The 25538-nt window shown below is 77.7% G+C and carries 19 protein-coding genes; 12 read left to right on the forward strand and 7 right to left on the reverse strand.

Features of this window, described 5'->3' with window-relative positions:
* Positions 1-27: 27 nt before the first annotated feature.
* Positions 28-378 (reverse strand): flagellar basal body rod protein FlgB, encoded by a 351-nt coding sequence (gene flgB, locus ACRYMY_RS06985; RefSeq protein ID WP_432546541.1) that lies wholly within the window; start codon positions 376-378, stop codon positions 28-30.
* 568 nt (positions 379-946) lie between these two features.
* Between flgB and ACRYMY_RS06990 the strand changes: the two genes are divergently transcribed.
* The gene (locus ACRYMY_RS06990) at positions 947-3151 is read left to right on the forward strand and encodes a coiled-coil domain-containing protein (RefSeq protein WP_432546542.1); all 2205 of its coding nucleotides are present in this window, start codon (positions 947-949) and stop codon (positions 3149-3151) included.
* Complete coding sequence (locus ACRYMY_RS06995) at positions 3148-3729, forward strand: hypothetical protein (protein ID WP_432546543.1); 582 nt, start codon at positions 3148-3150, stop codon at positions 3727-3729. Before ACRYMY_RS06990 ends, ACRYMY_RS06995 begins: the two co-directional genes overlap by 4 nt.
* Before the next feature lie 29 nt (positions 3730-3758).
* On the opposite strand, the gene ACRYMY_RS07000 is transcribed toward ACRYMY_RS06995, so the two are convergent.
* Positions 3759-4718: a M56 family metallopeptidase gene (locus ACRYMY_RS07000; protein ID WP_432546544.1), complete on the reverse strand. Its 960-nt coding sequence runs from the start codon at positions 4716-4718 to the stop codon at positions 3759-3761.
* A gap of 43 nt (positions 4719-4761) precedes the next feature.
* Positions 4762-5172, reverse strand: coding sequence for a BlaI/MecI/CopY family transcriptional regulator (locus ACRYMY_RS07005; RefSeq protein WP_432546545.1), 411 nt, complete (start codon positions 5170-5172; stop codon positions 4762-4764).
* A gap of 129 nt (positions 5173-5301) precedes the next feature.
* On the opposite strand from ACRYMY_RS07005, the gene ACRYMY_RS07010 reads away from it, so the two are divergent.
* The 5 genes from ACRYMY_RS07010 (at position 5302) to ACRYMY_RS07030 (ending at position 13038) form a co-directional block, all read left to right on the forward strand.
* The gene (locus ACRYMY_RS07010) at positions 5302-6870 is read left to right on the forward strand and encodes a cytochrome ubiquinol oxidase subunit I (protein WP_432546546.1); all 1569 of its coding nucleotides are present in this window, start codon (positions 5302-5304) and stop codon (positions 6868-6870) included.
* A gap of 10 nt (positions 6871-6880) precedes the next feature.
* The gene (gene cydB / locus ACRYMY_RS07015; RefSeq protein ID WP_432546547.1) at positions 6881-7930 is read left to right on the forward strand and encodes a cytochrome d ubiquinol oxidase subunit II; all 1050 of its coding nucleotides are present in this window, start codon (positions 6881-6883) and stop codon (positions 7928-7930) included.
* Entirely contained in the window at positions 7927-11403 is a 3477-nt protein-coding gene (cydC, locus tag ACRYMY_RS07020; protein WP_432546548.1) for a thiol reductant ABC exporter subunit CydC, read from the forward strand. Before cydB ends, cydC begins: the two co-directional genes overlap by 4 nt.
* Positions 11404-11513: 110 nt before the next feature.
* Entirely contained in the window at positions 11514-12248 is a 735-nt protein-coding gene (locus tag ACRYMY_RS07025) for a hypothetical protein (RefSeq protein ID WP_432546549.1), read from the forward strand.
* 73 nt (positions 12249-12321) lie between these two features.
* Entirely contained in the window at positions 12322-13038 is a 717-nt protein-coding gene (locus ACRYMY_RS07030; RefSeq protein ID WP_432546550.1) for a M15 family metallopeptidase, read from the forward strand.
* 178 nt (positions 13039-13216) lie between these two features.
* Here ACRYMY_RS07030 and ACRYMY_RS07035 read toward each other — a convergent pair whose 3' ends face one another.
* On the reverse strand, positions 13217-13789 hold the full coding sequence (locus tag ACRYMY_RS07035) for a hypothetical protein (protein ID WP_432546551.1): 573 nt from the start codon (positions 13787-13789) through the stop codon (positions 13217-13219).
* Between the two features lie 218 nt (positions 13790-14007).
* Between ACRYMY_RS07035 and ACRYMY_RS07040 the strand changes: the two genes are divergently transcribed.
* The 5 genes from ACRYMY_RS07040 to ACRYMY_RS07060 all read left to right on the forward strand — a co-directional run bounded on the left by ACRYMY_RS07040 (position 14008) and on the right by ACRYMY_RS07060 (position 22002).
* On the forward strand, positions 14008-15540 hold the full coding sequence (locus ACRYMY_RS07040; RefSeq protein WP_432546552.1) for a GGDEF domain-containing protein: 1533 nt from the start codon (positions 14008-14010) through the stop codon (positions 15538-15540).
* Between the two features lie 119 nt (positions 15541-15659).
* Positions 15660-17789 carry an EAL domain-containing protein gene (locus ACRYMY_RS07045; protein WP_432546553.1) on the forward strand — a complete coding sequence of 710 codons (2130 nt, stop codon included), beginning with the start codon at positions 15660-15662 and terminating at the stop codon, positions 17787-17789.
* A 399-nt stretch (positions 17790-18188) separates the two neighbouring features.
* Positions 18189-18656: an ATP-binding protein gene (locus tag ACRYMY_RS07050; RefSeq protein ID WP_432546554.1), complete on the forward strand. Its 468-nt coding sequence runs from the start codon at positions 18189-18191 to the stop codon at positions 18654-18656.
* Positions 18657-18707: 51 nt separating this feature from the next.
* Positions 18708-20165, forward strand: coding sequence for a GGDEF domain-containing protein (locus ACRYMY_RS07055; RefSeq protein WP_432546555.1), 1458 nt, complete (start codon positions 18708-18710; stop codon positions 20163-20165).
* The gene (locus ACRYMY_RS07060) at positions 20155-22002 is read left to right on the forward strand and encodes a diguanylate cyclase (RefSeq protein ID WP_432546556.1); all 1848 of its coding nucleotides are present in this window, start codon (positions 20155-20157) and stop codon (positions 22000-22002) included. Before ACRYMY_RS07055 ends, ACRYMY_RS07060 begins: the two co-directional genes overlap by 11 nt.
* Before the next feature lie 58 nt (positions 22003-22060).
* On the opposite strand, the gene ACRYMY_RS07065 is transcribed toward ACRYMY_RS07060, so the two are convergent.
* The 3 genes from ACRYMY_RS07065 to ACRYMY_RS07075 form a co-directional block, all read right to left on the reverse strand.
* A complete protein-coding gene (locus ACRYMY_RS07065) occupies positions 22061-23014 on the reverse strand; it encodes a methyl-accepting chemotaxis protein (RefSeq protein WP_432546557.1) in 954 nt (317 codons plus the stop codon).
* 2 nt (positions 23015-23016) lie between these two features.
* Positions 23017-23583 carry a PAS domain-containing protein gene (locus tag ACRYMY_RS07070; protein WP_432546558.1) on the reverse strand — a complete coding sequence of 189 codons (567 nt, stop codon included), beginning with the start codon at positions 23581-23583 and terminating at the stop codon, positions 23017-23019.
* 71 nt (positions 23584-23654) lie between these two features.
* On the reverse strand, positions 23655-25430 hold the full coding sequence (locus ACRYMY_RS07075) for a putative bifunctional diguanylate cyclase/phosphodiesterase (RefSeq protein ID WP_432546559.1): 1776 nt from the start codon (positions 25428-25430) through the stop codon (positions 23655-23657).
* Positions 25431-25538 lie beyond the last annotated feature (108 nt).

Here is a 25538-nt window from a genome sequence, read left to right on the forward strand (position 1 = left end):
TCTGCGGGGGGCGGGGTGCGGGGAGGGTCACTGCGAGGACATCGCGGTGCGCAGCAGCGAGTACTTGCTGTTCAGCGCGGCCAGGACGGTCTGGTAGCTGAGGTTCGTCGCGACGTTGGAGATGGTCTCCTGGTCGAGGTTGACGTTGTTGCCGTCCTCGCGGGTGGGCTCCAGCGACTTGCGCGTGGACACCGGCGACGCCGCGGCCGCGGCCGGGCTGCCGGAGCGGACCGCGTCGGCCAGCGACGTCTCGAACGCCACCTTGTTGGCCAGGTAGCCCGGGGTGTTGATGTTGGAGATGTTGTCGGCGATGGCTCGCTGGCGCGCCTGCAGACCGTCCAGCGCTGTGTGCAGCGCGATGCTGGTGATGTCGGGCACTGCGGCCACCCTCCGACGGCTCACCGGCGCGGTGCCCGGTGAGGGTTCGACTGTCCTCCTGCTGCGTGCGCGGAGCGCGCGGCCCAGGGCCGGCACGTCCCGCGTCTTGTGACCATTCGGCGCAGCGCGGCGGGCGCTTGAGCCGCGCCGCCCGTGCGGGGCCGTTCGACCCGCCGGGTCCTGCTAGAACCACCCGATCGGCCCAGCGCCCCTCACGCACCGCTGGCGCCGCGGCGCCGGCCTCCCCCGCGCGGGCGCACCCGGGCCGTTGAGCACCGCTCCCCCGCCCGCGCACCGGCCTCGCGGCCCCCCTCGTCACGCGCCTCGTCACGCGCCTCGTCACGCGCCGGGCCGCGGCTGCTGCGTCCGGGTGACGCGCGGGGCACCGGGACGGGTGCCGCTCCTCACGCGCTGTGCGCTCAAGGGCGCCCCCCGGTGCGCCGAACCAGTGGCCAGCGACAGTCTGGAGACTCCCGTGACCCACCTGGACGACGTGACCGCCGACGTCCCCCCGGCAGCGCACCGCGCAGCGACCCCCCCAGCCGTCCCGGACGGGGCCGCGGGGCGCATGACGGCCGAGCCGACCCCCCGCGCCGAGCTCGACGAGCTGGCCGCCGAGGTGGAGGACCTGGCCGGCGCCGACACGCGCACCGACCGCGCCGCCGCCCTGGCCTCCCTGGCCCGCGCCCTGCGCGGCGGGGCCGAGCTGGGCCGCTGGGCCGACTGCGACCTGTTCGCCGTCCTGGACGTCGACGGTCCCACCCCGCAGCCCCTGCCGCGGCGCAGCCTCGTGCGCTCCGGCGCCCTGCGCACCGCGCTGGTCTTCGCGCCCGTCCTCGTCACCTGGGTCGGCCTGCTGTTCGCCGGCCGCGCCTACGGCGACATGGTCGCCGCCGGCGACGCCACCGCCGGATCCTCGTTCCTGCAGCTGTGGCTGGACGGGTTCGGCGGGCGCACCGTCTTCTCCCTGGACCACGTCGCCGAGGCCGCCGTCGTCCTCATCACCGCCGCCATCGCCGTCAGCGTCGCCACCGAGCGCCGCCAGCGCGCCGACGAGGACCGCGCCGAGGAGACCGAGCGCGCCCACCGCCAGCGCCTGCGCGCCGTCGCCGCCCGCGCCACCCTGGCGCTGGCCCCGCACCGCAGCAACGCCGCCGAGCAGCTGGGCGCGCACTTCCAGCGCGGCCTGGAGGCCCTGGCCGGCCTCATCGCCGAGACCACCCGCCTGCACGGCGACACCTCCGGGCTGGTCGCCGACGTGCAGCGCTCCAGCGGCCTCATCGTCGAGGCGGCCCGCGCCGCCGAGGACAGCGGCGCCCGCGTCGCCGAGGCCGCCGTGTCGCTGCAGCGCGACGTGTCCGTGGCCATCACCCGGCACGGGGAGATGATCGAGCGCGACCGCGAGCAGCACGCCCGGACGCTGCAGGCGTCCACCGACACCCTGCAGCGCGCCCTGGGCGAGCTGGAGGAGGGCTGCAGCAAGGCCCTGTTGGAGAGCCTGACCGGCCGCGACCGGGTCCTGTCCGCCGTGGAGTCCGTCACCGGGTCGGTGGCGCAGCTGTCCACCGAGACGCGCGCCGCGATGGCCGACCTGGCCGAGGCCGGGCGCACCATGAGCAAGCACAGCGTCGACTTCGGCGACCAGGTCACCGCCCAGCTGGACGCCCTCAGCAGCGCCGCCCGCGAGTCGGTGGAGAAGATCTCCGCCTCCTCCGTGGAGGTCACCGCCGGGCTGACGCGGGCCGCCTCGCAGGCCGTCGAGCAGCTGCACGAGACCGTGCTGCGCAGCGTGGAGAAGGTCACCGCCGTCACCGGCGACGCCTTCACCGAGCACGTCGAGGCCGCCACCGCGCGCGCCACCGCGACCATCGAGGGGCTGCGCGCGGACGTCAAGCGCTCCTCCGACGCGGCCGAGGAGGCGCTGGCCTCCGCCGGCGTCGCCCTGTCCGACGCCGCCGAGGACCACCAGCGCCGCACCCGCCACACCGCCGACATGACGGCGCTGCTGGCCTCGCAGACCGCCGCCCTGGAGACGTGGCGCACCGTCGAGGACGGCCTGGAGCACGCCGTGGCCGACCTGCGCTCCGTGCCGCGCTGGCTGGACGAGGTCCACGAGCGCCACGCCGAGGAGAGCACCCGCGCCCTGACCCGCCTGGGCGAGGCGCTGGGCCAGGAGGTCACCCGCGGGGTCACCGACACCCTGACCCGGGCGCAGGAGGACCACGTCCGCTCGGTCACCCGCGCCTACCGCGACTCCAGCCGCATGCTGCAGCACGACCTGACCGACGCCATCGGCGCGGTGCTGGACGGCGTGGCGAGCGCGCCGCGTCCCGAGCCGCGCCCCGAGCCGCGTCCCGAGCCCCGCGCGGAGGCCCGTCCCGAGGTGCGCCGCGAACCGCGCCCCGAGCCCCGCGAGGCGCACCGGGCCCCGGCGCGCGCCGTCCGCGAGCCCGTCCGCGAGCCCGTCCGCGAGCCCGTCCGCGAGCCCGTCCGCGAGGCGCGACGTGCGGTGGACGCGCCGCCGGCCCGGGCGGCCGCTCCCGCTCCGGTCACCGCCCCCAGCACCGCTCCGGGCGCCGCACCGGTGCGCGAGCCGCGCCGGGACCTGGCGCAGGAGCTGCGCGCGGCCCTGCGCGCCCGCGGCGCGGCGCCCGCGCCGCAGCCCGCGAGCGTTCCCGCGCACGTCCCCGCGGTCCGCGACGAGCGGACCGACGACGGGGACGACGCGCCCTTCGCGGTCGCGCGCTTCAGCCGCGCCGGGGTGACCCGGTGAGCGGGCGCCACCGCCGCTCGGGCGCGGCCGCGCGCTCGTCCACCTCGGCCGGGCTGGCCGGGTGGGTCTTCGCCGACGGCCTGCTGGCCCTGACCCTCATCGGACTGGCCTCCGGCGCCGTCGTCGACCTGGCCTCCGGCCCACCGCCCGCGGTCGCGGCGGTCGCCCAGCCCACCGCCGAGCCGACCCCGACCGCCACCCCCAGCCCGGCGCCGCCCGCGCCGCCGGCTCCCCCGCCGCCGGCGCCGGTCGTGGCCGACGGCGTCGCGCAGGCCCCCGTGGTGCTGGAGGTGGCCGTGGCCGGCGTCGACGACGAGGCCGTGCGGCTGCGGGTCGCCGAGGCCGTCGCCCCGCTGGTGGCTGAGGGCCGCCGGGCGGCGTTCGTCCTGACGTTCGGCACCGCGCGCGAGCCCGGTGCGGGCACGGCGCTGGCGCGGCGGGCCAACGGCCTGCTCGACGCCGCCGCCCCAGAGGTCTTCGCCGGTTCCGCCAAGCGCGACTTCTGGCGGGCCGTCGGCGAGGGCGCTCCGCAGGCCGGTGTCGTGCGCCTGGAGGTGTACCTCCTGCAACAGGTGTGAGCCGGCGGGCGCGGCTCCGGCCGCGGGGCTCAGCGGCCCAGGGCCCGCCAGGTCAGCCGCAGCCACGGCAGCGCCACCGTCAGGGTCGGCCCGGCCAGGACGAGGCCCGCCGCGGTGTAGAGCGCGGCGGACAGCCGGCGGTGCGGGGGTGTGCGGTCGTCCTCGCCGCACCCGTCGGCCAGGCGCCGCACCCGCGTCAGCGCGTCGGCGCCCACGGCCGTCTCGCCCTCGGTGCGCTCGCCGGGGGCGCTGGCCAGCTGCACCAGGGCGCTGGCCAGCGGGGCCGAGCCCTCGGTGCGCCGGGCCGCGTCGTCGGCGAGCATCTCCACCAGCAGCCGCACCGTGTCCAGCGCCGCGCGCGAGGAGACGAACCGCGGGAACGCCGCGTGCAGGGCGGTGAACGCCTCCAGCACCAGGTCGTGCCGGGCGCGCAGGTGGGCGCGCTCGTGGGCCAGGACGGCGCGCACCTCGGCCGGGGACAGCTGCTCGATCACGCCGTCGGACAGGACCACCCGGTTGCCGCGCACCCCGGGCAGGCAGTAGGCGATGCGCCCGGGGCCGGACAGCACCCGCACGCCCGCCTCGCGCAGCAGCGCGGCGTCGAGGGCGCCGTGGGACTCGGTGCGGTGCAGCAGGTCCACCAGCTCGCGGTGCCGGCGGCGGCGCCGGCGGGTGCGCACGGCCACGTGCGCGGCCACGACCCAGAACCGGACGGTGACGACGGTGACGAAGGCCGAGCCCAGGCCGATGAGGGTGGTCTGCACCCAGCCGCGGCGCTCCAGGAACGGCAGCCCCGGCTCCTCGGTGAACAGCATGGTCAGCGAGGCCAGCCCGGCGCCCAGGGTGGCCAGTACCGCGCCGAGGGCGACGGCCTGCCACAGCACCAGCGCCGCGCGCGGCACCCGCCACGTCCACCGGGCGCGCGCCAGCAGGGCCGGCACCGGGCCGGCCAGCAGCACCGCGAGCGCGGCGAACCAGAAGGCGGTCACGGGACCGCCTCCGCCTCACCCGCCGGACGGGGCACGGACGTCGTCAGGACGCCGGGGCGCTGTCCCCCGCCCGCTGCCCGGCGCCGGGCTCGCGGGAGGCCAGGGCGTCCAGCGCCTCGCGCAGCGCGGCGGCCTCGGCCGGCGAGACGCTGCCGACGAAGTGCACGAGCGCGGCCTGGCGGTCGCCGGCGGCGGGCACGCCGCCGAGGGCGTCGAGCATGAGGCCGGCGACCATCTGCTCGCGGGAGGCGGCCGGGGCGTAGCGGAAGGCGCGCCCGGCGCGCTCCTGGGTGACGACGCCCTTCTTGGCCAGGCGGTCCAGCACCGTCATGACGGTCGTGTAGGCGATCTTGCGGTGCCCGGCGAGCAGCTCGTGGACCTCGCGCACCGTCAGCGGGTGCGGGGACGCCCACAGCCGGTCCATGACGTCGCGTTCGAGCTCTCCGAGGGCCACGGAGCGATGGTACGTGAGCGGGGACACGCAACGCGAGCCGTCGTACTACGACTGGTCGTAGTAATGTGGAGCCACTACGACGGGTCGTCGTAGAACCCGTCGCAGGACCCGATCCGCGGAGGCACCCCGGTGGACGTCACCGAGCTCAGCCGGCTCCAGTTCGCCACCACGACGCTGTACCACTACCTCTTCGTCCCGCTCTCGATCAGCCTGGCGCTGCTGACGGCCGGGCTGCAGACCGCCTCCGTCGTGGCGCGCCGCCGGGCCGCCCGCCGCGCGCCCGCCGCCGTGGGCGCGAGCGCCGGTGCGGGCGCGGGTGCCGCCGACCCCGGCGAGCGGTGGGGGCGCCTGAGCCTGCTGACCGGCAAGCTGCTGATGACGACCTTCGCCGTGGGCGTGGTCACCGGCCTGGTGCAGGAGTTCCAGTTCGGCCTGAACTGGAGCGACTTCGCCCGCTTCTACGGCGACGTGTTCGGCCCCACCCTGGCCGTGGAGGGCATGCTCGCCTTCTTCCTGGAGGCCACCTTCCTGGGCCTGTGGTGGTTCGGCCGCGACCGGCTGCCCGAACTGCTGCACCTGGCGACCATCTGGACCGTCGCGGTCGGCACGACGATCTCCGCGTTCGTCATCCTGGCCGCCAACTCCTTCATGCAGAACCCCGTCGCCTACACGATCGACGCCGAGACGGGCCGCGCGCAGCTGGGCAGCTTCACCGAGCTGCTGCTCAACGAGGTCAACCTCGCCGCCTTCCCGCACACCATGTTCGGTGCCCTCATGACCGGCGGCGCGCTCGTCATGGCCGTCGGCGTGTGGCACCTGCTGCGCGGCGGGCACGCGCCGGCCTCGGAGGACTTCGCCGCCTTCCGCGCCCTCTCGCGCGTGGGCGCCTGGACCACCCTGGCCGCCGGCGCCGGCACCGCCGTGACCGGCGACCTGCTCGGCAAGGTCATCACCCGGGTGCAGCCCATGAAGATGGCCGCCGCCGAGGCGCTGTACGAGACGCGCACGTCCGCGCCGTTCTCGCTGTTCGCCTACGCCCCGCCCGGCGCCGACCGGCCGACGTTCAGCCTCGAGGTCCCCGGCCTGCTCTCGTTCCTGGCCAAGGGCTCCTTCACCGCCGAGGTCGCCGGCATCGACGACCTGCAGGCCGCCTACGCGGCCCAGTTCGGCCCCGGCGACTACACGCCCTGGATCCCCGTGGCGTTCTGGAGCTTCCGCCTGATGATCGGCGTCGGGATGCTCGCCGCGCTCGTGGCGCTGGTGCACCTGTGGGTCACGCGCTCCGGCCGCCCGCTGTCCGTGGACACCCGCCTGGCCGCCGGCGTGCTGTGGTCGGTCCCCGTCCTGCCGCTGCTGCCGCTGGCCGCCAACAGCTTCGGCTGGATCTTCACCGAGACCGGCCGCCAGCCGTGGCTGGTGTTCGGGCTGTACCGGACCGCCGACGGCGTCTCCCCCGGCGTCTCCACCGCCGAGGTCGTGCTGTCCCTGCTCGCCTTCACCGCCGTCTACGGCGCCCTGGCGTGGGTGTGGACGCTGCTGGCCGTGCGCCTCGTGCGCGCGGGCCTGCCGGCCCTGCCCGGCGCCGCGCGCGCCGACGACGACGGCGCCGACCGTCCCGGCGACGACGGGCACGATCCCGCCGACCGCGCGGGCGGCCGCGCGCGCACCGGCGCCCCCGACACCTCCCTGAGCTACTGAGGAGCCCCGCGTGGACCTCGACCTGGCCCTGACCTGGTTCGCCGTCGCCGTCCTGGCGTGGGTGCTGTTCTTCGTCCTGGAGGGCTTCGACTTCGGCGTCGGCTACCTCGGCCCCCTGCTGGGGCGCACCGACGCCGAGCGCAGCGCCGCCGTGCGCACCGTCGGTCCCGTCTGGGACGGCAACGAGGTGTGGCTCGTCGCCGCGATCGGCGTCACGTTCGCCGCCTTCCCCGACTGGTACGCCGCGCTGCTGTCGGGCACCTACCTGCCGATGGTCGCCGCGCTGCTGCTGCTGGCCGTGCGCGGGGTGGCCATCGAGTTCCGCGGCAAGCACGACGACCGCGGCTGGCGCGCGCGCTGCGACGCGTTCCTGGGCGTCTCCTCGCTGCTGCTGGCCGCGCTGTGGGGCGCGGTCGTGGGCGCGCTGGTCACCGGGCTGGCGATGGACGCCGGCGGCGAGGTGCGCGCCAGCGGCCTGCTCGGCGGGCTGGGCCGCTCGGTGGAGCCGCTGCTGACGCCCGGCGCCGGTGTGGGCGCCGTCGCCGGCGTCCTGCTGGCCACCCTGCAGGGCGCGACGTTCCTGTCGCTGCGCACCACGGGCGCGCTGCGGGTCCGGGCCCGGCGGGTGGCCGTCCCGGCCGCGGCCGCCGGTGCCTTCGCCGCGCTGCTGACGGTGGTCCTGGCTCCCAGCACCCCGGCCGCCGTGGCCGGTGCGCTGCTGACCGCGGCCGCGGTGGCCGCCGCCGCGCGCCGCGAGGCGCTCGCCTTCGCCACCAGCTCGCTGGCCGTCGTCGCCGCCGTCGTCGGCGCCCTGACCGCGCACTTCCCCGTGCTGCTGCCCACGACCCTGGCCGGCGGGGCCGACGTGACGCTGCGCGGCGCGGCCGCCAGCGACGGCGCGCTGGAGCTCATCTCGGTCGTCGGCGTCGTCGTCCTGCCCGGCGTCGTGGCCTACCAGCTGTGGTCGTACTGGGTGTTCCGCCGCCGCGTGGGCGGTGAGCGCGAGACGCCCCGCCCGGCGGGCGCGCAGCGGCGGCAGGGGGTCAGGCTGGGCCGGTGACCGCCACCACCGCGCCCGCCCCGAGCACGGGGGCCGGCGCCCCGTCCGGCGCGACCCGCCCGCGCGGGCCCGTCGACCCGCGGCTGCTGCGCCACGCCCGGCCCGCGCGCGCCGGGATCGCCGCCGTCGCGGCCGCCGAGACGGTCGCGGCGGGCGCGGGGCTGGTGACGGCGTTCGCGCTGACCGACCTCGTCGTGGCCCTGTGGGCGGGCACGAGCCCCCGCGGCGGCCTGCTGCTGCTCGCGGCGGCCCTGGCCGTGCGCACGGGCGCGACGTGGGCCTCGGCGCGCCTGGCGCAGCGCACCGCGACCGCCGTGCGCACCCACCTGCGCGAGCGGCTGGTCGAGCGGGCCGCCGCCCTCGGGCCCGCGTGGGCCGAGGCGCACGGCACGGGCCGGCTGACGACCCTGCTCACCCAGGGGCTGCCCGCGCTGGACGCCTGGTTCACCCGCTACCTGCCGGCCCTGGTGCCCGGGGTGCTGCTGCCCCCGGCGGTCGTGGTGCTGCTGGCGCTGCACGACGTGGAGTCGGCGGTCACCGTCGCGCTGACGCTGCCGCTGGTGCCGGTCTTCGCGGTGCTGCTGGGCTGGGCGGCGCAGGCGCGCGCGCAGCGGCAGTGGGCCGCCACGCGCGCGCTGGCCGTGCACTTCCTCGACGTCGTGCGGGGCCTGCCCACGCTGCGCGCGCACCGGCGCGCGCGGCGGCAGGTGGGCGTGGTCGCCGCGCGCACCGACGAGCACCGCCGCGCCACCGCCTCGGTGCTGCGCCTGGCGTTCCTGTCCGGCACCGCGCTGGACCTCGTGGGCACCCTCAGCGTGGGCCTGGTCGCCGTCACGGCCGGGATGCGCCTGGCCACCGGGTCGCTGGACCTGGCCACGGCCCTGCTGGTCATCCTCCTGGCGCCGGAGGCCTACCGGCCGCTGCGCGAGGTCGGCGCCCGCTTCCACGAGTCGGCCGACGCGGCCGCCGTCGTCGGCGACGTCGACGCGGTGCTGGCCGCCGTCCTGCCGGCGGCACCCCCGGTGCCGCCGGGGACGCCGGCGGAGGGGCTGCGCGTGCGGGGGGCGCGGGTGCTGGTGCCCGGGCGCCCGCCCGTGCTGGACGGCCCGGGGGGCGCCGGGGTGGACCTGGACGTGGCGCCCGGCGAGGTGGTGGCCCTGGCGGGGGCCTCCGGCGCGGGCAAGTCGACGCTGGCGCGGGTGGCCGCCGGGGTGCTGGTGCCGACGGCCGGGCGCGTGGAGCACCCCACCTCCCCCGGCGAGCTGGTCCACCTGCCGCAGCGGCCCTCCTTCCCGCACGCCACGACCGTGCGCGAGGCCGTCCTCGCCGGCCGCGGCGCCGGCGCCGGCCCGGACCCCGACGCCGAGCTGCGGGCGGTGCTGGCCGACGCCGGTTGCGCGCCCGGCGAGCTGGCGCTGGACGCTCCGCTGGGCCCGGGGGCCTCCGGCGTGTCCGCCGGGCAGCGCCAGCGCCTGGCGATCGCCCGCACCCTGCTGGCCGTGCGCCGCGGCGCCCGCCGCCTCGTCCTGGACGAGCCCACCGCGCACCTGGACACCGCGACCGAGGCGCACGTCGTCGCCGTGCTGCGGCGGCTGGCCGCCGAGGGCTGCGCGGTCCTCGTCGTCGCGCACCGGCCCGCGCTGCTGGCCGCCGCCGACCGCGTCGTGACCGTGGTCCGCCCGGCAGCGGCGGTGGACGGTCCCGGAGACGGTCCCGCGGACGTCCCCGGGGTCGCGCAGGGCGCCGCCGCGCCGGAGCCGCTGCCGGCCGCGGGCCCGGCCCCGCGCCGGCTGCCGCGCCCCGGGTGGGTGGCCGCCGCGCTGGGCGTCGGCTCGGCCAGCGCCGGCACGGCGCTGACCGCGGCGGCCGCGTGGCTGGTCGTCACGGCCGCCGACCGCCCGCCGGTGCTGACGCTGTCGGTGGCCGCGGTGGCGGTGCGGGCCAGCGCCACCGCCCGCCCGCTGCTGGCCTACCTCGAGCGCCTGCTCGTGCACGACGTCGCCTTCGCGCGGCTGGCGCGCTGGCGCTCGGACGTCGTCGCGGCGCTGGTGCCGCGCTCGCCGGGCGCGCTGCACCGGGCGGGCACGGGAGCGGGCACGGGTGCGGGCACCGGCCGGGCCGGGGACCTGCTGGCGCGGCTGGTCGACGACGTGGACGCCCGCGTGGACGGGCTGCTGCGCCACCGGCACCCGGCGCTCGTCACCGCGCTCGCGCTGGCCGTGGCGGCCGGGGCGGCGGCGCTGCTGGACCCGCTGCTGGTGGCCGCGGCCGTGCCCGGCCTGCTGCTGGCGGGAGTGCTGGCGCCCGCGCTGGCCGCGCGCGCCGAGCGGCGCACCGAGCGCCACCGCGACGAGCTGGCCGCCGTGGGCACCGCGGCCGCCGAGACGCTGCTGGCGCTGGAGGACCTGCACAGCCTCGGCACGCGCGAGCAGGCCCTGGCGGTGCTGCGCGCGCGCGGCAGGGACCTGGCCTCCCTGGAGCGGGCGCGCTCGCGCGCGGCGGCCGCCACGTCGGCGCTGGCCGTCGGCGGCACCGGGCTGGCGCTGCTGGGCGTGGCGCTGGCCGCCACGGGGGCCGTCGCCGGGACGGGGCCGGCGTGGGCGGCGGTGGCCGTGCTGGCGGCGCTGCCCGCGCTGGAGGGGGTGCGCGCCCTGCCGGAGGTGGCGCGGGCGCGGGTGCGCGCGCGGCAGGCCGACCGGCGCACGGCGGCGCTGCTGAGCGCACCCGTGCGCGCCCACGAGAGCGCGGACCCGCGGCCGCTGCCGCCGCGCCCGGCGGCCGGGCGCGGCGTGCGGGTGCGCGGCCTGGTCGCCGGCTGGGACCCCGACCGCCCGGCGCTGCGCGGGCTGGACCTGGACCTGCTGCCGGGCGACGTCGTCGCGGTGCGCGGGCGCTCGGGGTCGGGCAAGTCGACCCTGGCGGCGGTCCTGCTGCGCTTCCTGGACCCGGCCGCCGGGCGCGTGGAGCTGGACGGGGTGGACGTGCGCGAGCTGGCCGGCGACGCGGTGCGCTCGGTGGTCGGGCTGGTCGCCGACGACGAGCACGTCTTCGCCACCTCGCTGCGGCACAACCTGCTGCTGGCGGCGCCGGGCGCGAGCGACGCGCAGCTGCTCGACGTGCTGGCGCGGGTGCGGCTGGACACGTGGGCGGCGGCGCTGCCGCGGGGGCTGTCCACGCCCCTGGGCGACGGCGGGGCACCGCTGTCGGGCGGGGAGCGGCGCCGGCTGGCCCTGGCGCGGGCGCTGCTGGCCGAGGTGGACGTGCTCGTGCTGGACGAGCCGGGCGAGGGGCTGGACACGGCGACGGCCGGAGCGCTGCTGGACGACCTGCTCGACGCGGCGGCCGGGCGCGCCGTCCTGCTGCTCGCCCACCGTGACGACGCGCTGCACCGCGCGACGAGGGTCCTGACCCTGGACGACGGGCGGTTGCTCAACGTGGCCGAGCGTGAACCCGTTGTGGTGCAACAGTCCTGAGAGGGCCGATCGGGTGAACGAAGACGTCCATCCGGCGTTCAACCAGCGTTAACGTGTGCGCCCGTCCGGGGTCACCCGATCAGCGGACCCGCCGGCCGAGGGGGAACCACGTGCTCACCGTGTCCGTCAGACCACGCCACCTGCTGACCGTCCTGCTGGCCGTCACCGCCGTCCTCGTGGCGACCAGCTACGCCTTCCTGCTGCTGACGGTCGCGCTCGGGGTGGACGCCGGCGTCGTCGTCTCCGCGCGCAAGTTCGTCGACGTCAACAACGAGCAGAACCTGCCCGCCTGGTACTCGGCGATGCTGCTGTGCGTGGCCGGACTGGTCACCCTGGAGGTCGGCCGGCGCGCCGTCCTGGAGCGCCGCCGGTTCCGGTGGCACTGGGTCGTCCTGGGCGCCGGGTTCCTCTACCTGTCCCTGGACGAGCTCGTCGCCCTGCACGAGAAGTTCGTCGAGCCCATGACGGCCGTCGTCGGCAGCGGCGGCGTCTTCGCCTACGCGTGGGTCGCCGCCGCGCTGCCCGCCGTGGCCGTCGTCGCCCTGGCCTTCCTGGGGTTCCTGCGCGCCCTGCCGCGGCGCACCGCCGCCCTGGTGCTGCTCGGCGGCGCCCTGTACGTGGGCGGGGCCGTCGGCATGGAGATGGTCGCCAACGTCCTGACCTCCGCCGGGGTCGACGAGGGCGGGATGCTCTACGGCACCCTGCAGACGGTCGAGGAGGCCATGGAGATGGCCGGCCCGGCCGTGTACCTGTACGCCGTCGCCGCGCACGCCGCCGCCCGCGCGGTGGACCTGACCGCGCAGGAGAACGCCGCCGCCCCCCGCCCGGAGCGGTCCCCGGCCTGAGGCCCGCTCCGCGCGAGGCACCCGCCGTGCGCTGCGCGCGACGCAGCGCCGCCGGGCGGCTACGGTCTGCCGCGTGCGCCCGTCGCCCCGCCGCTCAGGCCGGCTCCTGCTCACCGCGCTGCTGGCCCTCGCGCTGCCGGCGGGCGGCTCGGCCGCCGCGGCCGCGGGCACGGGCACGGCCGACGAGGTGGAGCGGCGCGAGCGCGCCGTGCGCGCGGCCCCGCCGCTGCCGGCGTACGTGGCCCGGATCGACCCCGTCGGCGCCGGTGACCTGCCCGCCTCCTGGCGCCCCGGGTGCCCGGTCGGCCCGCAGGACCTGCGCGCGGTGACCGTCACGCACGTCGACGACGCCGGGCGCGCGCAGGTGGGCCGCCTGGTCGTGCACGCCGACGTGGCCGGCGCGGTGGCCGCGGTGTTCGGCGAGCTGTACGCGCTGCGCTTCCCGCTGGCCTCAGTGCGCCCGGTCGACGAGTTCGGCGGCTCCGACGACGCCTCGATGGCGGCCGACAACACCTCGGCGTTCAACTGCCGCACGACCACCGGCGGCACCCGCTTCTCCGAGCACAGCTACGGCACGGCGATCGACGTCAACCCCGTGCGCAACCCGTACGTGCGCGGCACGACGGTGCTGCCGGAGGCTGGGCGCGCCTTCGTGGACCGCACGCCCGCCCCGGGCGTCATCACCGCCGAGGACCCGGTGGTCCGCGCCTTCGCCCGCCACGGCTTCTCCTGGGGCGGGGACTGGTCGTCGCTGAAGGACTACCAGCACTTCTCCACCTCGGGCCGCTGAACCACCCGCTCCCCCGCCACCTCCACCACCCCCTCCGTGATCTTGCTGGGTTCCCCAGCAAGATCACGGCGGGAACTCGTCGTGATCATGGATGTGTGAGCGTTCAGCCGTCCATGATCACGACAGGTGGGGGCAGCGGTGGACGCGGGACGGCCGTCGGGCCGGACCGGTGGGGGTGTCAGACGCGGTCGAAGACGCCGCGCTGGCGCGGCAGGTTCGCCGTGGTGGCCACCGGCTGGCACACCGTCAGCACGCGGCTGGGCACCTCGGCCACGGCCTCCTCGTCCAGCCCGCCGGCCACGCCGCCGACCGCACCGGTGGCCGGCGCGCCGGCGCCGCTGCGGTGCAGCAGCCGCGGCGAGCGGTGGGTGCCGCGCACGACGTCGTCCACGCGCACCGACAGCGCCGCGGCGTCCTGCGCCTCGACGAGGAGCGCGCGCAGCTGCTCGGTGTCGGTGCACACCTTCTCCCCCGGCAGCAGGCACAGCGCCCAGTCGCTGGCCACGTGCGCCATCGCGGCCTGCTGGGCGCGCCGGCGGTCGTCGGCCCAGAAGCCGCTGACGACGGTGACCGCCGGGTGCAGCGTGGCCTCGAAGGCCGCCGAACCGGGCACGAGGTGGTCGGCGGTGTCGTAGACGACGACCTCGTCGGCCACGGCGACGAGGTTGCGCACGTCGGCTTCGAGCGCGGGCGGGGTGCCCCCGCCCTGCAGGACGAGGCACGCGGCGATGCTCGGTCGGGTGCTCGACATGGTGGGCTCCTGCGCTGTCGCGGGTCGGGTCTCGGGCCGGTCTGCCGGCGCGGCGTGAGCCGCGTCACCACCACCATCGTCCGCACCGCCGTGAACGTTGCAGGCGACACGAGGTGTTCACACGAATTCACGACGAGTTGACACCTCGGCCCCCCGCGGAGGGGCGGCGAGGGACAGGTGAGGGTCAAGGTCACCCGTCCGGGTGACGAGATCACGACGTGGACGAACGCCCTGAGGGCCCGCGCTCGCCCGGCCAGCGGCTGCGCCGCGCCGCCCCGCTGGCGGTGCTCAGCGCGCTGACCGTGACCGTGACGCTGCTGCCGCCGCACAACCACCACCCGGGCTGGATCGTGGCCGGGACCGCCGCCTACGCGCTGCTGCTCGCGCTGGAGGTGGCACTGCCGTGGCACCGGCTGCCGGCGGCGTGGGCACCGGCGCCGCTGCTGGCCTCCTTCGCGCCGCTGGGGCTGGTGCGCCACGGCGCGGACGGGGCGGCCAGCGGCCTGACGCCGGTGCTCATCGCGCCGGTGGTGGCGGTCGCCCTGCACCACGGCCGGCGCGCCGTGGCCGCCGCCCTGGCGTGCGGGGCGGCGACGCTCGTCGTGCCGCTGCTGGTGGTGGGGGCGCCGATGTACCCGCTGCAGGAGTGGCGGCGGGTGGTGCTGTGGCTGGGGGCCAGCGGCCTGGTCGGCTTCCTCGTGCACCGGCTGGTGGCCCACCTGCGGCTGCAGGCGCAGCACCTGAGCGTGCTGGCCCGCTGCTCGCGGGACCTGGCCGCCGCCGACGACGCCCGCGAGGCGATCTGCGCGGCCGCCCGCCAGATCGCCGGGGCGGACGGGGTGTACCTGCTGGAGGCCGACGGCGACGGGCACCTGCGCACCACGGGCGCGGCCGGCCCGCGCGTGCCCGCCGTGGTCGTGGACCTGGACGGCCCGGCGACGATGGCTGCCCGCGCCTTCGCCGGGCACGACCTCGTCTTCGCGGCCGACGCCCTGTCCCACCCCGGCGTGCGCCGGGACGTCCTGCAGGCGCTGGGCGCCGGGGCGGGGTCCTCGGCGGCGTGGCAGCCGGTGCGCGGACCGCACGGCGCGCTGGGGGTGCTGGTGGTCCTCTGGCGCGCGCGGCTGGGCGCGCTGCCGGCGCACGTGCCGGCGATGCTGCAGACGCTGGCCGGGGAGGCGGCCGGCGCGGTCGAGCGCGCCGACCTGCTGCGCCGGCTCTCGCGCGCGGCCGACCGCGACCCCCTGACCGGGCTGGCGAACCGGCGCCGCTGGGACGAGGCGGCCGCCGACGAGGTCGCCCGCGCCGTGCGCAGCGGGCAGCCGCTGACCTTCGGCATCGTGGACCTGGACCACTTCAAGCGCTACAACGACACCCGCGGGCACCTGGCCGGGGACGCGCTGCTGCGCGACTTCGCGCTCGCGGCGGCGGGCCAGCTGCGGACGGTGGACACCATCGCGCGCTGGGGCGGGGAGGAGTTCGCCCTCGCCCTGCCCGGGTGCGCCCTGGAGGACGCCCGCACGGTCGCCGAGCGCCTGCTGGCGGTCGTGCCGGACGGGCAGAGCTGCACCGTGGGCCTGGCGCAGTGGTGGCCGGGCACGGGCGTGGCCGAGACCCTGCGGCGCGCCGACGCGGCCCTGTACGCGGGCAAGGAGGGCGGGCGCGGCGCGGTCCGCTGCGACGGGGAGACCGGTTCCGGGACCGGTGGCGGGACCGGCGAGCCGGCCGAGCCGGCCAGGTTCCGCGCGTGACGGAGGGCGGCGGTCCCGCCCCCGCGCGCGGGATGACGCTGGGTACTGCGAATGTGACAACTCGTACGTCCGGGGCGATGCTGTGGAGCCCCGCGGAACGGCAGGAGGGAGGGCGGGCCGTGGACTTCACCTCGGCGGCCGGTGCGACGCTGCGCTTCCTGCACTCGGTGCTCGGGATGGACCTGTGGGTCGTCTCGCGCCGCGACGGGGAGGACTACGTCGTCCTCTCGGCCCTGGACACCGCCGAGGTCGGTGTCGACGCCGGTGACGTCATGGCGTGGACGGACACCTACTGCGCCGCCGCCGTCGAGGGGGCCGCGCCGCGCTTCGCCGAGGACGTGTCGGCGGTGCCCGCGTGGGTGCGGGCCCGCGAGCTGAACGGGCTGCCGTTCGCCTCCTACCTCACCGTCCCGATGCGCGCGGCCGACGGCACGCTGCTGGGCACGGTGTGCGCCGGGTCGCTGCGGCGCGTGCGGCACACCGACGTCGCGCTGGACGGCGTGCAGCTGTCCGCGGACCTGCTGGCCACCGTGCTGGAGCACGAGGCGGCCCGCTCGGCGCCGGGCGGCGGCGCCCCGGCCCCCCACGAGGTGGACCCCGTCACCCGCCTGGGCGACCGGGCCCGCTTCGAGCGGGCCCTGCGCGAGGAGGAGGAGCGCGCGCAGCGCTACGGCACCACCGCCAGCGTCGTGCTCGTGCAGCTGGAGGACCTGCCGCAGGTCAACGAGCGCGTCGGGCACGACGCAGGCGACGCGCTGCTGCGCCGCGCCGCGCACGCCCTGCAGGCGCGGCTGGGCGAGGGGGTCCTGACCCGGCTGGCCGGGGGCCGGTTCGCGGCCCTCGTGCCCGGCGCCGGGCCCGACGAGGCCGGGCCGCTGGCCGACCGGCTGCGCGTGGCCGCAGCCGCCAGCGGCTCGGCGGTCAGCACCGGCTGGGCGGCGCGGCGGGCCGCCACGGGGCTGGCGCACGCCTGGCGGCAGGCCGACGCCGCGCTGGCCGCCGACCGCGCCCGCGCGGCCGCCTGCCCGGTCACCGCGCTGCCGGCCGCGCCGGCGCTGCTGGGTCCCTCCGGCGCCGGCAGCGGCGCGGTGCCCGCGGGGCCGGCGTGGACGGAGCGGGTCGCCCACCTGCTGGAGATGGCCCGCCAGCAGCTGGACCTGGACGTCGTCGGCGTGTGCGTGACCGACGGGACCTCCTGGCGCGTGGTGCAGGCCGCGCAGGCGCAGACCGTGCCGGACCTGCGCGAGCGCGCCTGGCCGGTGGCGGAGTCGGTGTGCCAGCGCCTGGTGGACGGGCGCACCAGCGTCGTCGTGCCCGACCTGCTGGCCGACGCCGGGGCCGTGCCGTTCGCCATCACGCGGGACCTGGGGGCCCGCGCCTACCTGGGCGTGCCCGTGCACCGGCGCGACGGGCGCCTGTACGGCAGCCTGTGGGGCGCCTCGCTGCGCCCGCTGCCGGAGCTGCGCGCGCGCGACGCGTCCGTCCTGCACGTGGTGGCCCGGGTGGTGGCCGGGGCGGTGGACGAGGCCGAGCACGCCGCCGACGAGCGCCGCGAGGTGCTGCGGCGCCTGGACGCGCTGCGCGCGGCGGGCGGGCCGCGGCCGGTGTTCCAGCCGATCGTGGCCGTGGCCGACCGCTCGGTGCTGGGCGCGGAGGCCCTCAGCCGCTTCCCCACCGGCACGCCCGACGCCTGGTTCGGCGACGCCGCCCGGGTGGGCGCGGGGGTGCCGCTGGAGCTGGACGCGCTGCGCGCGGCGCTGGCCGCCTGGCCGGGCACGGGGCTGCTGTCGGTGAACGTCAGCCCGCGCACCGCCTGCAGCCCGGAGCTGGTGCGAGCGCTGGCCGGCGCCCCGGTGGACCGGCTCGTCCTGGAGATCACCGAGCACGAGCCGGTGGACGACTACGGCGTCCTGCTGGCCAACCTGGCCGGGTTGCGGCGCGAGGGCCTGCGCCTGGCGGTCGACGACGCGGGGGCGGGGTTCGCGAGCCTGCGGCACGTGCTCGCGCTGCGCCCGGACTTCCTCAAGCTGGACGTCAGCCTCATCCGCGACGTGCACCTGGACCCCACCCGCCGCGCGCTGGCGGCGAGCCTGGCCGTGTTCGCCGCCGAGAGCGGCGCCGCGGTCATCGCCGAGGGCGTGGAGGTCGCCGAGGAGCTGGAGTGCCTGCACGGGCTGGGCGTGCCCTACGCGCAGGGCTACCACCTGGGCCGGCCGGCGCCCGCCGAGGAGCTGCAGGTCGTCGGCTGACGCCCTCTCCCCTCCCCCGCGCTGACTTCCGCTCCCCCACCTCGCGACCGCCGCCTCCCCTCCGTGATCTTGCAGGGACTCCCAGCAAGATCACGGTGATCATGGATGAGTGAGCGGTCAGCCATTCATGATCACCGCAGGGGCGGGGGGCTGGGACGCGGGCCGGTCGGCGCGCTCGAGCGCCCGGCCCGCGCAGTCGGGGTCGCACCGTGCCCCTCACCACCCCGCCGTGATCTTGCAGGGAGTTCCAGCAAGATCACGGTGATCATGGACAGGTGAGGGGTCAACCTTCCATGATCACGGCGGGGGTGACGGGGCGCCGCGAGGCGGTGACGCCCGGTGGGGACCGCCGCCGCGCCCGGGGTGTCCGGACACCGCTCGGCGACGTACCGTCGAGGTATGGAGGCCGCGCCGACGCGCCACGGGACCGCCTGTCTCGAACCGGGTTTCGGGGACCGGCGCGTCGTGGACGCGCCCCGGCCGCCCGCCCCGTCCCTCACGGTGGCCCTGGCCGCGCTGCGCGACGTGCGCGAGCTGTGCCGGCGCACCGCGCTCGCGGCCGGGCTGCCGCCGGAGCGGGTGGACGACCTCGTGCAGGCCGTCCACGAGGTCGCGGCCGCGCGCGCCGCGGGCGGGGCCCCGGCGCGGGTGGCCGTGTGGGTGACCCCCGCCGACGTCGTCGTCGAGCTGCGCGCCGAGGGCACCCGTCCGGTCCACGAGCAGGTCCTGGGTGGTGACGCGCTGAGCATCGTCCGTCGCCTGGCGGACGGCCTGTTCGTGCAGACGGGACCGCAGGGGTCCCTCGTCCGGGTGCGCGTCGGTCTGCGCAGCGCGACGGGGACGCCCGCCGTCGCGCCGTGGGGGTGAACCTGCCCCGCTGACCTGCTCACGGGGCGCGCGGGTGTCGATGGGGCGGGTGTGAACGGTCCCGCTCTGCCGCTGGTGCGCGCCCTGCTGGTGGTGGGCGGCGCCCTGGCGGCGCTGGTCGTGGCGCTGCCCGAGGGGCCGGCTCGCTCGGCGCTGTTCTGCGTCGTGCCGGTGGGGTGCGCCGCCGTGGTGTTCGCGGGCGTGCGCCGGCACGCCCCGGTGCGCCCGGGCGGCTGGCTGCTCGTGGGCGCGGGGATGAGCGCCTGGGCGCTCGGCGACGTCGGCTACACCGTCCTCGACGTCTTGGGCCTGGAGCCGTTCCCGTCGGTGGCCGACGTGGCGTACCTGGCCGCGTACCCGCTGCTGGCGGCGGGGTTCTGGCGGTTCGTGCGCACCCGGCAGGGCGGGCGCGGCCGGGACGGGTTCGTGGACAGCGCGATCCTCGTCGTCGGGTTCTCGCTGCTCATGTGGGTGACGCTGGTCAAGCCGTCGCTGCTGGACACGACCGCGTCCGCGACGGCGCGGGCGGTGGGCGCGGCGTACCCGATCGGGGACGTGCTGCTGCTGGCGGTGCTGGTGCAGCTGCTGACGAGCTCGGGCGCGCGGACGGCGGCGTTCCGGCTGCTGGTGACGGGCGCGTTCCTCATGCTGCTGGCCGACGCGGTCTACCAGCTGGCGGAGCTGTACGGCGCCGCCGCCGGCTTCGACGCGACGGCGGCCGACCCGCTGTTCCTGTCCTCCTACCTGTGCACGGCGGGCGCGGCGCTGCACCCGTCGATGCGGCGGCTGACGGACTCCCCGCCGCGCGAGGGCGCGGAGCTGACCCGCGCGCGGCTGGTGGCGCTGACAGCCGCGAGCCTGCTGTCGCCGGGGACGCTGGCCGTGCAGGTCGTGCTGGACCGCGACCTGGAGGTGTGGGCGGTCATCCTCACCTCGATCACCCTGTTCCTGCTCGTCGTGGTGCGCATGAGCGGGCTCCTGCGCCAGGTGCAGGACCAGGCGCGGCAGCTGGCGGCGCTGGCGCGCACGGACGCCCTGACGGGGCTGCCGAACCGCCGCAGCGGGCAGGCGGAGCTGGCGCGGCAGCTGGACCGGGCGCGGCGCGAGGGCCTGCCGCTGTGCGTGGCGCTGCTGGACCTGGACCGCTTCAAGACCTACAACGACACCTTCGGCCACCCGGCCGGTGACCGGCTGCTGGTCGGCTCGGCCGCCGGCTGGCGGGCGCGGCTGCAGGGGCGCGGGGTGCTGGCGCGCTGGGGCGGGGAGGAGTTCCTGCTGCTGCTGCCGGGCCTGCCGGCGGTCGCCGCCGTCGAGGTCGTCGACGAGCTGCGCGCGGCGACGGCCGACGGGCAGACGTTCTCCGGCGGTGTGGCGCAGTGGGACGGCGCCGAGAGCGACGAGTCGCTGGTGGCGCGCGCCGACGAGGCGCTGTACGCGGCCAAGGCCGCCGGTCGCGACCGGGTGCTGCCCGCCCCGGCGCCGGACGCGCTGTCTGCCCGTGGCCGCTGACGCCGCGCCGACCGCCCTGCCCACCGCCCCGGCGCGGCCCGGCCGCCGGCGGGGGCCGACCTCCCTGCGCGCCTCGCGGCGGCGCGCGCTGGTGGCGGTGGGCGCGGCGGTGGTGCTGCAGCTGCTGGCGCTGGCGGCGCTGAGCGCCGGGGTGGTGCGCGCCGAGCGCGCGGACGTCGTGGCGTGGGTGGAGGTCGTGGACGCGCTGGCCGCCCACGAGGACGCCGTCCTGACGCGCGAGGCGGACCTGCGCGGGGCGCTGCTGGGGGGCGGGCCCGCGGCCGGGGACGGGTCGGCGGACGCGCTCGCGGCGGCCCGGGAGCGGCTGCGCGCGCGGCTGGCGCTGGACCCGGTGCTGGGGCCGCGGCTGCTGGACGTCGTGCTGGCCGAGCAGGCGTGGGCGCAGTCGTGGGAGCGCGAGGGGACGCCGGGCGCGCGCGGCGTGCCGGCCGTGAGCGCGCAGGCCCTCGGCGCCTACCGCGAGGCCCACGAGCGCGCCCTGTCCCTGGCGACGGCGCGCCGGGACGCGGCCCGCCGCGACCGCAGCCGCACGCTGCTGGCGCTGGCCGCGCTGGACGTGGCGGTGGGCCTGCTGGCGGCGGCGGTGTTCGCCCACCAGGGCCGGCGGCTGGTGCGCGACCTGGACGGTCCGGTGCGCGCGGTGCACGGGGTCCTGCAGCGCGTGCACCGCGGGGAGCGGGTGGCCGAGCTGCCGGCCACGGACGTGCGCGAGCTGGACGACGTGGCGGCGGCGCTGGCGGCGCTGTCCGGTGCGCTGCACGAGGAGCGGGCCGGCTCGGCGCGCCGGCGCGAGGACGCTGAGCGCACGGCGGGGCAGCTGCGCGCGGTGCTGGCGGCCGGGCGGGCGATGGCCACGTGCTCCTCGACGCAGGCGCTGGCCGCGCAGGTGGTCGCCAGCAGCGCGCGGGTCAGCGGCGGGTCTGCGTCGCTGTGGACGGCGGCGGACGGGGCGCCGGGGGCGTTCACGTGCGCGGCGTGGTCGCAGCCGCAGGCCCCGCGCCCGGACGGCGACGCCTCGATCGTCGCGGCGGTGGGCGCGGACGGGCGCCGGCGCACCGGCGACGGGGAGGTGGTGCTGCCGCTGATCGGCTCCGGCAGCGTCCTGGGGGTGCTGCACGTGCGCCTGTGCGCGGACCCGAGCGGTGCGGGTGAGGCGGAGGGCGCCGACCCGGGCGACGTCGTGGACGCGCTGGAGGCGCTGACGCTGGCGGCGGCCGCGCACCTGGGGGCGGTCCGCCTGCACGAGCTGACGCGCCGGCAGGCGGTGACGGACCCGCTGACGGGGCTGGCGAACCGGCACCAGCTGGAGCAGGACCTGGCCGCGGCGTGGGCGGAGGCGGCGTGGCAGGAGCGGCCGCTGTCGTTCGCGATGCTGGACGTGGACCACTTCAAGCGGGTCAACGACACCGCCGGGCACCAGGTGGGCGACGAGTGGCTGACGATCGTGGCCGACGTGGTGACCTCGCAGCTGCGCAGCAGCGACGGCGCGTACCGCTTCGGCGGGGAGGAGATCGCGCTGCTGCTGCCGGACACCGGCGAGGAGGGCGCGGCGGTGCTGCTGGAGCGCATCCGCGCGGCGGTGGAGGACACCGTCGGCCCGGACGCCTACCCGCGGATCACCGCGAGCCTGGGGGTGGCCGAGCGTCGCTCGGGGATGCGCTCGGCGGCGGACCTGGTGGCCGCGGCGGACAAGGCGCTGTACGCGGCCAAGCGCTCGGGGCGCAACTTCGTGCTGCGCTCGGCGCTCATCGCCTACCAGGCGCCCGTGGGCGAGCTGTCGGGCGACCCGTCGCAGGTACCGTCGACGCCCACGTGAGGACGCCCGGACCGCCTGCGGTGCAGGCGGTCCGGGCGCTCGGTCGGCGTTGCCGGGTTCAGGCGCGCATGCCGTGCAGGAACCCGCTGATCTGCGTGCGCAGCTCCTCGGCCAGCTGCGACAGGCCGGTGATGTCGCCGTCGCCGCCCCAGCCGCCGCCGCCGTCGACGGCGGTGCGCACGCCGTCGACGAGGCCGTTCATCTCGCCGATGGTGGCGTTGATGCCGGAGATGGCCTGCACGGCGCCGGCGGCCTGGGAGCGGATGCTGCCGACCTGGGTGCTGACCTGCTCGGTGGCGCGGCCGGTCTGGTCGGCCAGCTCCTTGACCTCGGCGGCCACGACGGCGAACCCCTTGCCGGCCTCGCCGGCGCGGGCGGCCTCGATGGTCGCGTTCAGGGCCAGCAGCCGGGTCTGCCCGGCGATGGCGTTGATGACGGAGACGACCTGCTGGATCTCCTCGGAGGCGCGGGTGAGGGCCTCCATCGTCACCGACGCCTGGTCGGCCTCGGCGCTGGCGGCGCCCGCGGCGGCGGACAGGCCCTGCGCGGAGGCGCTCAGCTCGGTGGAGGCGGTGGCCAGCTGCTCGGAGACGCCCATGACGCCCGCCTCGAAGCTGTCGGCGAGGTCCAGGCGCGCGGTGCGGGCCTCCTCGATGCGGCCCGAGGCGACCTGCATGCTGGAGCGGCCGGCGTCGATGGAGGCCGCGCTCTGGCGGTAGGCGCCGCGCATGCCGCCGGGCAGCAGGCGGCGGTGGTAGCGGCCCTCGGCGGCGGCGGTGAGGACCTCGCCGGCCTCGCGCACGAACGCGTCGGAGACGTCGAGGGCGCGGTTCACGCCGTTCTGCAGGGCGACGAGGTCGGGGTGGGCCTCGGCGCCGGGCACGCCGCCCGCGCGGGCCTCCAGGTCGCCGGCGGCGGCCTTCTCGCACACCTCGACGACCTGGCGGACCATCGCCCGGTACGTCTCCAGCTCGCTGTCGGCGCCCGCGGCGCCGCGGTGGAACAGGGCCATCGTCAGACCTCCCCGTCCGGCACGATCGACCAGACGAACTCCTCGTAGGTGACGCCGCGCTCGGCCAGGTGGCGCGTCAGCAGGGCGGTGGACGCCTCCACGGCGGCGCGGCCGCTGGAGTGGCGGTGCTCCTCGGCGCGCAGCGCCGCGTACAGCTCGCGGGCGGCGGCGACGCCGGAGGCGGCGGGCTTGCGGCGGTTGGAGTGGTAGCCGACGATCCGCCCGCCCGCCCCGAACGAGGGCGTGACGTGCGCCAGCACCCAGTAGTTCGCGCCGTCGGCGGCGAGGTTGTTGACGTAGGCGAACAGCTCGCGGCCGCTGGAGACGGTGTCCCACAGCAGCTTGAAGACGGCCTTGGGCATGTCGGGGTGGCGGATGAGGTTGTGCGGCTGGCCGATGACCTCGTGCAGCTGGTACGCGCCGACGCGCAGGAACACGTCGTTGGCGTAGGTGATGATCCCGCGCGGGTCGGTCTTGGAGACGATGAGCTCGTCGGCGGAGAACGTGCGTTCCTCACCCGTCGGGCGGATCGCAGCCCGGGCGGGGCGGTCCTGCGTGCTGGTGGGCATCGTCGCTCCTCGTGACGACTTCGCCGGCGCTCTCTTCGGCCGGTCACTCACGTGGAGCATCGGGTGTCCGTCTAGAGCACTTGAGCGCGTTCGGTAGTCCCCTCGGGGTGGCGTCCGGGGGCGGAGCTCCCCGCCCCGCCGCTGGCCGGCACGACCCGCTCGAGGTGCTCGTGCACCGGGGCGGGGCGGGCGTAGTAGTACCCCTGCGCCAGGGGGCAGCCGAGGGCGTCGAGCAGCTCGGCCTGCTCGACGGTCTCCACGCCCTCGGCGACGACGGTGATGCCCAGCTGCGCGCACAGGTCCAGCAGCGCCCGCAGCATCGCGGCGCGCCGGGGACTCGTCGTGGTCCCCGCCGTGAACGCCGCGTCGAGCTTGAGGTAGTCCGCCGGCAGCGTGTCGAGGTGGCTGAAGGCGGAGTAGCCCGTGCCGAAGTCGTCGATGGCGACCGCCACGCCGACGTCCCGCAACCGCTGCAGGGCGTCCAGCGCCGCGGTCGAGGCGATCTCCACGGTGCTCTCGGTCACCTCGACGACCAGGCGGTGGGCGGGCCACCCGGTGCGCCGCAGCACAGCGGTCAGGTCCTCCACGAAGTCGACCGCCACGAGCTGCTGCCCCGAGGTGTTCACCGTCAGCAGCAGGTCCCGGTCCAGACCGGCGCTCAGGTGCAGGGCGTCGCGGCACGCGCGCTCCAGCACCAGCCGACCCAGGGCACCGACCTGGGCGGTGCGCTCGGCCAGGGGGATGAACGTGGCCGGCGAGACCCACCCCCGCTGGGGGTGCCGCCAGCGCGCCAGGGCCTCCACCGCGACGGGCTCTCCGGTGGCCGGGGTCACGACGGGTTGCAGGAACACCTCCACGGCGCCGGCGGCGACGGCCGCGGCCAGGTCGGCGCCCAGCGCCTCGTCGCTGGGGTCGGCGACGCACGTGCGGGCGCGGCCGGCCGCCTTCGCGGCGTACAGCGCGCTGTCGGCGCGGCGCGCGAGGGAGGCGCCGTCCTCCCCCTCTCCCAGGTCGGCCACTCCCGCCGAGACGGCGCTCGGCGCGGACACCTCCAGCAGTCGCTCGCACGAGCGCCGCAGCTGCTCGGCGGAACTGCCCGGGGCCAGGAGCGCGAACTCGTCGCCGCCCTGGCGGGTCAGCAGGATTCCCGTGGGCAGGACGGCGAGCCACGAGGCGACCAGCCGCCGCAGCAGGGCGTCCCCGGCGTGGTGACCACCGCGGTCGTTGACCTCCTTGAAGTGGTCCACGTCGACCAGCGCCACCGCCAGCGGCGCTCCGGTGCGCCGGGCGGTGGCGACCGCCTGGTCGAGGCGCTCGTCGAACCCGCGGCGGTTCGGCAGCCCGGTCAGGCTGTCCAGGGCTCCCTGCTCGGCGCGGGCGACCAGGCGCCCGATGACGATGACGACCGCGACCTGCGCGAGGACCAGCGCGGCCACCGCACCGGGGTCGGTGCCGCGCAGACCGAGGCTGACGGCGACGGCCAGCAGCAGCAGGCCCGTCTGCAGCAGGGCGCGGGCGCCGCTGAAGAAGTAGAGGATGTCGACGGCGCAGAACACGAAGAGACCGGCCACCGCCGTCGCCACCACGTCGTCCGCGCTGAGGACGACGGCGGCGGCCAGCATGCTCGATCCGCTGCCGACGACGGCGTGGAAGCTCCACTGCGGCAGGTGCCGCCCCCAGCGCAGCAGACCGGCGCCGCAGCCGACGGCGATCGCGGCCAGCACGAGCAGCACGACCGTGCGGGGGGCGGGGTCGTGCCACGCCGCCCGGGTGGTCAGCGCGGTCGCGACCCCGCCGATGAGGTAGAAGGAGCCCGTGGTGAAGGCCTTGAGCTCCGCCGTCGCCACTTGGGGGCCGCCTCTGCGCCAACGCTTCACGTGCGGTGGATCGGCGGTGCGGGACTCCGCCTTGACCGCCCGGGCCCCGGGGTCCCCCGCGTGGCGGAGCGCCCGCCG

The organism is Kineococcus haloalkalitolerans (assembly GCF_050871905.1).
Lineage (GTDB): Bacteria > Actinomycetota > Actinomycetes > Actinomycetales > Kineococcaceae > Kineococcus.